This window comes from Longimicrobiales bacterium (assembly GCA_035764935.1).
In the GTDB taxonomy this organism is placed as follows: domain Bacteria; phylum Gemmatimonadota; class Gemmatimonadetes; order Longimicrobiales; family RSA9; genus DASTYK01.
The window spans coordinates 22,259-29,575 of sequence record DASTYK010000184.1 but is presented as its reverse complement, the minus strand read 5'-3'; the positions used below and the strand labels follow the sequence as shown (position 1 = coordinate 29,575).

The window sequence follows — 7,317 nt, the reverse complement described above, 5'->3', positions numbered from 1 at the left end:
AGAGCAATCTGATGCGCCGAAGGCGGGCGGCAGCCGATCGACCGGATGCAACCCCGGATCCCGTGAGCGCCCGCCGTTCAGGAATCTCTTCGGCTCTACCCCTCAGCCTCACTCGCACCTGCCCGGGCGCGGGCGCGGGCGCGCCAACCGTGCCCCGCAGTTCCGGCCGTCCCCAGGAGGTCCCGCCGCCCGAAGCTCCCACCGCCCCCACAACCCGCCAGCCCCACCAATCAGCCTCGCCATCCACCTGTGCGTGTGCGTGTGCGTGTGCGAGACTCGAGACCGGGGACCCGGGACCCGGGACCCGATCAGTTCCCGCCGTTCAACCCGGATTTTGTCCTGTTCCTGCCCGCCGCCCCGCCTTATCTTCCAGCCGCGAGTGGAACCCCGCCCTTCCTCCGCATGTATCTGAAGTGATCGGGATGGAGGATGAAGGGTGGGTCGTGGCCGTCTCCCTTCCGGGCGCCCACCGGGCGCAGGCCACGGATCGACATCTCCACACAGAAAATATTTAACGAGCGGGTCGGCCCTGGCTGCCGGTCCGCCTGGCAGCGGGGCTCGTGTGCCCTGCTTGGCCCGCAGGTTGCAATTTGAGTGTTCAGCCACGTCCCCTTGGGAAAGAAACCGTTGTGAAGACCGCAGAAGCGCTCGGCGTTCTCGACATCACGTCGGGCGGCGCCGGATTCCTCCGTCGCCGCGAGGCCAGCTACCTCCCGGGCGAAGGCGACATCTACGTCGCACAGAAGATGATCCAGCGGTACGGGCTCCGGGCCGGCGACGAGATCGTCGGCGAGGCGGGCCCGTCACCGGGCCGCGGGAAGAACCCGCCGCTGGTCTCGATCGAGCTCGTCAACGGCGAGCCGGCCGATGGCGCCTCGCGCCGACCCGTGTTTGCCCGCCTCAGTGCCCAGCACCCCGACGAACAGCTCCGGCTCGAATGCGACCTGGAATACCGGGGGCAGCCGGACTACACGAACCGCATCATCGACCTGTTCGTCCCGTTCGGTAAGGGGCAGCGCGCGATGATCGTGGCGCCTTCCAAGGCCGGCAAGACGACGATCCTGCAGCACGTCGCCAAGGGCATCGTCGACAACTACCCGGACGCGGCGCTCTTCATCCTGCTGGTCGACGAGCGGCCGGAAGAAGTCACCGAGATGGAGATGTGCGGCTACGGCGAGGTGATCGCGTCGAGCTTCGACTACCCGGCCGACCGGCACATCGCGATCGCCGAGATGACGCTGGAGCGGGCACGGCGCCGGGTCGAGATGGGGCAGGACGTCGTCATCATCCTGGACAGCATCACCCGCCTCGCGCGCGCGTACAACACGAACGAGCGCAGCACCGGCAAGACGCTGACGGGCGGCCTCGATGCGAATGCGCTCGAGAAGCCGAAGCGCTTCCTTGGCAGCGCCCGCAAGATCGATCCGCGCCAGGGCGGCGGCTCGCTCACGATCATCGCGACGGCGCTGGTCGACACCGGCTCGCGCATGGACGACGTGATCTTCGAGGAGTTCAAGGGCACGGGCAACAGCGAGCTGGTGCTGTCGCGCGAGCTGGCCGACAAGCGCGTATTCCCCGCCATCGACCTGAACGCGAGTGCGACGCGGCGCGAAGAGCTGCTGCTGGGTGAGAAGGCGCTGCGCGCGTCGCACGGGCTGCGGCGCGACCTGGCGGACCTGCCGCCGGCGGATGCCATGCAGCAGTTACTGACGCGGATGCGTCGCTCCAAGGACAACGCCGAGCTGATCGACCACGCAGGCTCGCGCGCCTGACGCGGAGACTGCTCCGGCTGTAACGCGCCCCGAGCGCGGGAGGCGCACCGGCAGTGATGCGGCCCGGCGATCAACGTCGTCCGAGCGCGGATCGCCTGGTGCGCCTCGCCTTTTTCTGACGCCTTCGCTGCACTCTTCAGCCCGACTGGCATTCCGTTTGCCACCGCGCACCATGAACGCGTGCGCGGTGCAGCCCCGACAGCGGTGATGCATGACACAGGCAGAGCAGCAGGCACAGAAGGTCGCGATCGTCGATGGGTCCAACGTCGCACACTCGACGGAGGGCGAGTCGGCGCGGCTCGAGAACATCACGCTCGTCTGCGACAGGCTGCGCGAGGATGGTTTCGAACCGGTCGTCGTCGCAGACGCCGCACTGCGACACCAGATCGATCAGCCGAGGGAGTACGAGGAGCTGGTCGAGAACGGCACCATCAAGCAGGCACCCGCCGGCACCGACGCCGACTACTTCATCCTCTCCTTTGCGCGTGAGCTGGACGCCGCGGTGGTTTCCAACGACCGCTACCGCGACCGCATGGACGCCTTTCCCGAAGCGCGCGACCGCGTCATCCGCTTCATGATCGTGAACGGCGAGGTCGTGTTCGAGAAGAGGACCAAACGCCGCTAGCGACGAAAACTCCGCTGCACCACTCTACTCTACGCCCGTACGTCACCCGCAGCATGCGACGTCCGCACCGAGGCCTCGTCGTGGGCGCGTTCCAGCACGTCCCCGTACAGATCGACGCCAATCCGACGAGCGGCATCGAGCGTCATGTCGACGAGGCTCGTGAACATCGACGCCAGGCCGGCGTCGCGCAGGCCGCTCCGTGCTGCGCGCGCGAGCAGTGCCGGATCGGCCGGCCCGATCAGCCTGCGAACCTGCCCCTGCAGCGGCACGTCCCAGGCGATCGCGCTGACCATCAGGATCGGGAGCCCGAGTGCACCGGGCGGCTGGGCGTCGACCGAACGGACCTCGAGGTAACCGTTCGGCCGCACCTCCGGAAACAGCGTCCCGAGATGTTCGCGCCACTGTGCCGCACTGGTGCCGAGTCGCCAGTGCTCGATGAACGGCAGCGCGTTGAAGGTATGCGGCAGCATCATCGCCGGCGCCGCCAGCGCGAACTCGGCATAGCGTTCGTGCGGCGGTCCGTCCGGCAGCAGCCCGGTGCGTGCGGGATCGCTGCGCAACCGGTCCTCGGCGCGGAAACTCGCGTTCCCGCTGTCATCCGCCGCGTACCGGGTCGAGTTCGCGAAGCCCGCCACCAGCACCGGTGCTGCAGCATTGAGTGCAGTGAACGCGGTGAGCGGTGCACCGGTACCGACGCCGATCTCCAGGCCGGCGCTCTGCCGCATCATGCGCCCGCCTGCGTGACCGATCGCAGCGAAGTACGCGGCCTTGCGCTTGTAGTGCTCCGACTGCAGCAGGAGCGGAGCGGCTTCCAGGTCATTGAGTGGATCGATCCCGGCAGCGACGAGCGTGAGCCCGCACTCGGCCGCGTGCGTGACCAGCGCCCGGAGCGTCTGCTCGAGATCGGCATGCAGTGCGCGTGGCGTGGCGTGTGCGCGCGACGCATACTCGAGCTGCCCACCCGGCAGGATCCGCACGCAGCAGCCCTGTGCCGCACAGGCGCGCGGCGCGCCCGCAATGTCGTGCTCGATGGTCCAGCCGCTCCGCCGGGCGAATGATTCGAGGAAGGGAACGATTGCCGGCCCCGGTCCATTCAGCGACGGCGGTCGATGGGTCGCACTGTCGTGGAGCAGCAGGCTCGCGGATGCGCGGATGCTGCGAGCCTCGAATGCGCGGAACGCGTGGCGTCGCAGCCAGCGCGCGGCGACCTGGTATGGACCGATGATCATGCTACTTGTGACCTTTCGCGGTCGGCAGGACATTCCCGGTTCGACCTGGGCTCCGGGATCCTCCAACGCTTCTGCCAATGACGTACTGTGACTACGCGCCCGGCCATCCGGTGCACGGCCCCTATCACGACAACGACTACGGCTTTCCGCTCGAGAGCGACGCGGAACTGTTCGAGCGACTCGTCCTCGAGATCAACCAGGCCGGCCTGTCCTGGCTGACGATCCTGAACAAGCGCGAGCGGTTCCACGAGGCGTATGACGGCTTCGACATCGACATCGTCGCCGCGTACGGCGAGCGGGATCGCGCTCGCCTGCTCGCAGACGCCGGCATCATCCGCAATCGACTCAAGGTAAACGCTGCGATCGAGAATGCACGCCGACTGCAGCGTATCCGCGACGAGTTCGGCGGGTTCTCACTCTGGATCGGCGCGCATCACCCGCTCACCAGGCAGGAATGGTGCGACCTGTTCCGCAGGACGTTCGTGTTCACGGGCGGCGAGATCGTGAACGAGTTCCTCATGAGCACGGGCTGGCTCCCTGGCGCGCACGTGCCCGAGTGCCCGGCGCATGCACGCACGATCGCGGCGGGCGCACCCTGGACCTGGGCAGTCGGCATCAGCACGCAACCGTGACCGGTACATCGGATCCGCTTGCGAGCCGCATGCACAGGCGCGATTCTGCGCGCTCGTATGCGGCAGTGACCCGGACGGCCTGCCGTACTCGCGGCGATGAATTCACTGCGCCGGGTCGTGCCGTCGCTGCGATCCGACTGATCAGACCCCTGTTTGCGGAGACCTCCGACGTGCCCTCAGCCGACACCGAGCGCAACCAGCTCGCCAGTCTCCTCTGCGAGCGCTCGCTGCGCCGCGGCGACTTCGTCCTCGCGAGCGGCGCCCGCTCCGACTACTACATCGACGCGCGCACGACGACCATGTCCGGTCGCGGCCAGCTCCTGATCGGGCGCCTTGGTCTTGCGGCACTGGACGAGATCGGCTGGCAGGCCGACACGATCGGCGGGCTCACGCTGGGTGCGGACCCGGTTGCCTACGCTGTCGCGCATGCCGCGGCGGCCGCAGGTCGCACGCTCGATGCGTTCACCGTGCGCAAGCAGGCCAAGCAGCACGGATCGGGTCAGCGCATCGAGGGCAGCTTCCGGGCAGGGATGCGCGTTGTCGTGTGCGAGGACACGATCACGACCGGCGGGAGCGCGCTGAACGCGGTGCAGGCCGTTGAAGAGGCGGGAGGCAAGGTAGTCGGCGTACTGGCGGTGGTGGACCGGGAGGAAGGCGGGCGCGGGGCGATCGAAGGGCGCGGGTATCCGGTGCTTTCGTTGTTTACCGCGCGGGAGCTGCTGGGTCGGCTCTGACGCCACCGCGCGGCTCGAGCCTGGTCGCCGCTGGGGGCTGGGCGTGCCTCCGGGCGGCTTCGTCTTTCCCGTTGGGGCGTCGGCACGCGCCGTGGCGCCTCGTCAGGCCCGCTGGGGCGCCTGCGCGACCCCCCTTCCTTCTCGTCGTGCCCGCTGGGACGCCAAGCACGGGGACAAAGGTGGATGAATGGCGCGGCAACGGTCGCCCTGACCGGCCAGGCGACAAGCATCCCATTCCACGAGCGGGCGCCTGGCGCACTGTCGGTCATGAGGCCCGTTGCGGCGCCAGGGAGCTGGTTCTGGTGTTACGCGTGTCGAGCTGCAGGGCACGGTCGGCGCGCAGGCGCCCGCGCCCGGGCACGTGCGAGTGATGCCAAGGGGGCAGAGCAATCTGATCTGTTGAACAGCGGGTTGGATGCGGTTGAAGGGGGCGTCCGGCTTTTCTTGGTGCGCTCAGTGTTCTCCGTGGTAGAAAACCCTACTTGTGGCGCGGTCCTTTCCATCCCACCGCATCGATCGAGCGCGACAACGGCTCCAGGTACTCCATCGCGTGGGCGAGGTTGGACTCGTACACGCGTTTCTTGTCAGCGGGCATGTGCTCGCGGAAGAAGGGGCTGGTCATGATGTCGCCGTCGGTGCCTGCGTGATCCTTCACGACGTCGCCGAGGAAGAACGTGGCGGCGCCGGCGTCCATGGCGTTGATGACGCGGCACTCGAAGGACGCGATGCAGTCGACGAGCAGCGGGCAGCCGGTCTCGCCGGTGTGCAGCTCGAGGGCCTGGAGCTTGTCGGGGACGTCGCGTGCGCTCTGCAGGCCGAGCTGCCAGATGACATCGAACTGATCGTTGCGGAGGAGGTGCACGGCGAAGATGCCGCTCTCCATGATCAGCTCGTGTGTGACGTGCGGCTTGAGGATGTAGAGCGAGATGCGCGGCACGGATGGCACGAGCGAGGCACGCTGTGCGCTGTTCACGATCATGCCGTTGGTCCTGTCGCCTGCGACCGACGTGATCGCGACGACGGGCGGCGTCAGGTGACGCAGCAGCGGATACGACGTGCCTTCTACTCGCAGCTCGCGCACGGCTGCTACTCGAGCAGGCGCAGCGGCATGACCAGGCAGAGGTAGTCCGCCGCGTCGTTGCCGTCGCGCGAGACCGGCTCGATCGTCGCCGCACGCTCGGGGGCCTTGAACGTCAGCTTGACGTCCTCGCTCGGCATGTAGCGCAGCACCTCGAGCAGGTAGCTCGCGTTGAACCCGATGTCCAGCGCCTCGCCGCCGTACTCGACTTCCAGCTCCTCGGTCGCTTCGCCCAGGTCGGGGGTCTCGACGGAGAAGCGCAGCGTGTTGGTGTTGAAGCTGAGGCGTACGCGGTGCGTCTGGTCGCTTGCGACGACCGCCATGCGACGCAGCGCCTGGGTGAGCTGGTTCTTGTCCGCGATCGCGTTCTTGTCGTTGTCGCGCGGGATGACCTGCTCGTAATTCGGGTAGGGGCCCTCGATCAGCCGCGTGAAGACCTGCGTGCCGTTCTTGCGGAAGCCGAGGTGGTTCTCGCTGCGGGCGACCTCGATCTCGTCATCGGCGCCGAACAGCCGCTCGACCTGGGCGAGTGCCTTGGGCGGCACGATCAGGTCGGCGCGCGGTGCACCGGGTGCACTTGCAGGGACCGTCAGCCGGGCGAGGCGGTGGCCGTTGGTCGCGACCATGCGCATGTCGGAGTCGGTGAGCTGCCAGAGCACGCCGTTCAGGATCGGGCGGCTCTCCTCGGTCGACACCGCAAACGACGTCTGGCGGATCAGGTCGTGCAGCACACTGCCGCCGATCTTCCAGCTCGCATCGAAGTCGACGGACGGGAACGTCGGGAACTCGTCGCGTGCCATCCCGTTCAGCCGGAACGAGGCACGGCCGCAGGCGAGCTCCAGGCGATCGCCCTTGGTCGTGATGCGCACGGGATGCTCGGGCAGCTCGCGCGCCAGTTCCTGCAGCTTCTTCGCGGGGACCGTGAGTGCGCCCTCCTCGTCGGTCTCGGCGGGCACCTGCACGCTTACGGCGATGTCGAGGTCGGTGCCGCTCATCGTGACCGCGCCGTCCCTTGCCTCGATCAGGATGTTCGAGAGCACCGGCAGCGTGGTGCGCGTCGGTATGCTGGCACTGACCGCGGCAAGACCCTGTTGCAGGTTGTCGCGCGTGATCTTGAGTTTCATGCCTCCCTCACGTTCCCGAACGTTGAGCGCACGGTGCAAACACCGGATGCGATCCCCGAATTCCACACAGTACTGAACTACGCACTAACAGATATTTCAAATCAGTCGTAACAGTAGGGGCTG

The 7,317-nt window shown here is 67.6% G+C and carries 7 protein-coding genes; 4 read left to right on the top strand and 3 right to left on the bottom strand.

From position 1 onward, the window contains the following. Positions 1-629: 629 nt before the first annotated feature. On the top strand, positions 630-1,772 hold the full coding sequence (gene rho / locus VFU06_16230) for a transcription termination factor Rho (protein ID HEU5210944.1): 1,143 nt from the start codon (positions 630-632) through the stop codon (positions 1,770-1,772). 211 nt (positions 1,773-1,983) lie between these two features. Continuing rightward, positions 1,984-2,397, top strand: a complete 414-nt coding sequence (locus tag VFU06_16225) for a hypothetical protein (GenBank protein HEU5210943.1) — start codon at positions 1,984-1,986, stop codon at positions 2,395-2,397. Positions 2,398-2,426: 29 nt separating this feature from the next. On the opposite strand, the gene VFU06_16220 is transcribed toward VFU06_16225, so the two are convergent. Then, positions 2,427-3,626, bottom strand: coding sequence for a glutamate-cysteine ligase family protein (locus VFU06_16220; GenBank protein HEU5210942.1), 1,200 nt, complete (start codon positions 3,624-3,626; stop codon positions 2,427-2,429). Positions 3,627-3,703: 77 nt separating this feature from the next. Between VFU06_16220 and VFU06_16215 the strand changes: the two genes are divergently transcribed. Both VFU06_16215 and pyrE read left to right on the top strand, forming a co-directional pair. Continuing rightward, complete coding sequence (locus tag VFU06_16215; GenBank protein ID HEU5210941.1) at positions 3,704-4,258, top strand: DNA-3-methyladenine glycosylase I; 555 nt, start codon at positions 3,704-3,706, stop codon at positions 4,256-4,258. 170 nt (positions 4,259-4,428) lie between these two features. Next, positions 4,429-4,992, top strand: a complete 564-nt coding sequence (pyrE, locus tag VFU06_16210) for an orotate phosphoribosyltransferase (protein HEU5210940.1) — start codon at positions 4,429-4,431, stop codon at positions 4,990-4,992. Between the two features lie 478 nt (positions 4,993-5,470). Here the strand turns inward: pyrE and VFU06_16205 are convergent, their stop codons facing one another. Together VFU06_16205 and dnaN are read right to left on the bottom strand one after the other, a co-directional pair. Further along, the gene (locus tag VFU06_16205) at positions 5,471-6,073 is read right to left on the bottom strand and encodes a flavin reductase family protein (GenBank protein HEU5210939.1); all 603 of its coding nucleotides are present in this window, start codon (positions 6,071-6,073) and stop codon (positions 5,471-5,473) included. Between the two features lie 5 nt (positions 6,074-6,078). After that, positions 6,079-7,194 carry a DNA polymerase III subunit beta gene (gene dnaN, locus VFU06_16200; protein ID HEU5210938.1) on the bottom strand — a complete coding sequence of 372 codons (1,116 nt, stop codon included), beginning with the start codon at positions 7,192-7,194 and terminating at the stop codon, positions 6,079-6,081. Positions 7,195-7,317: the final 123 nt, after the last annotated feature.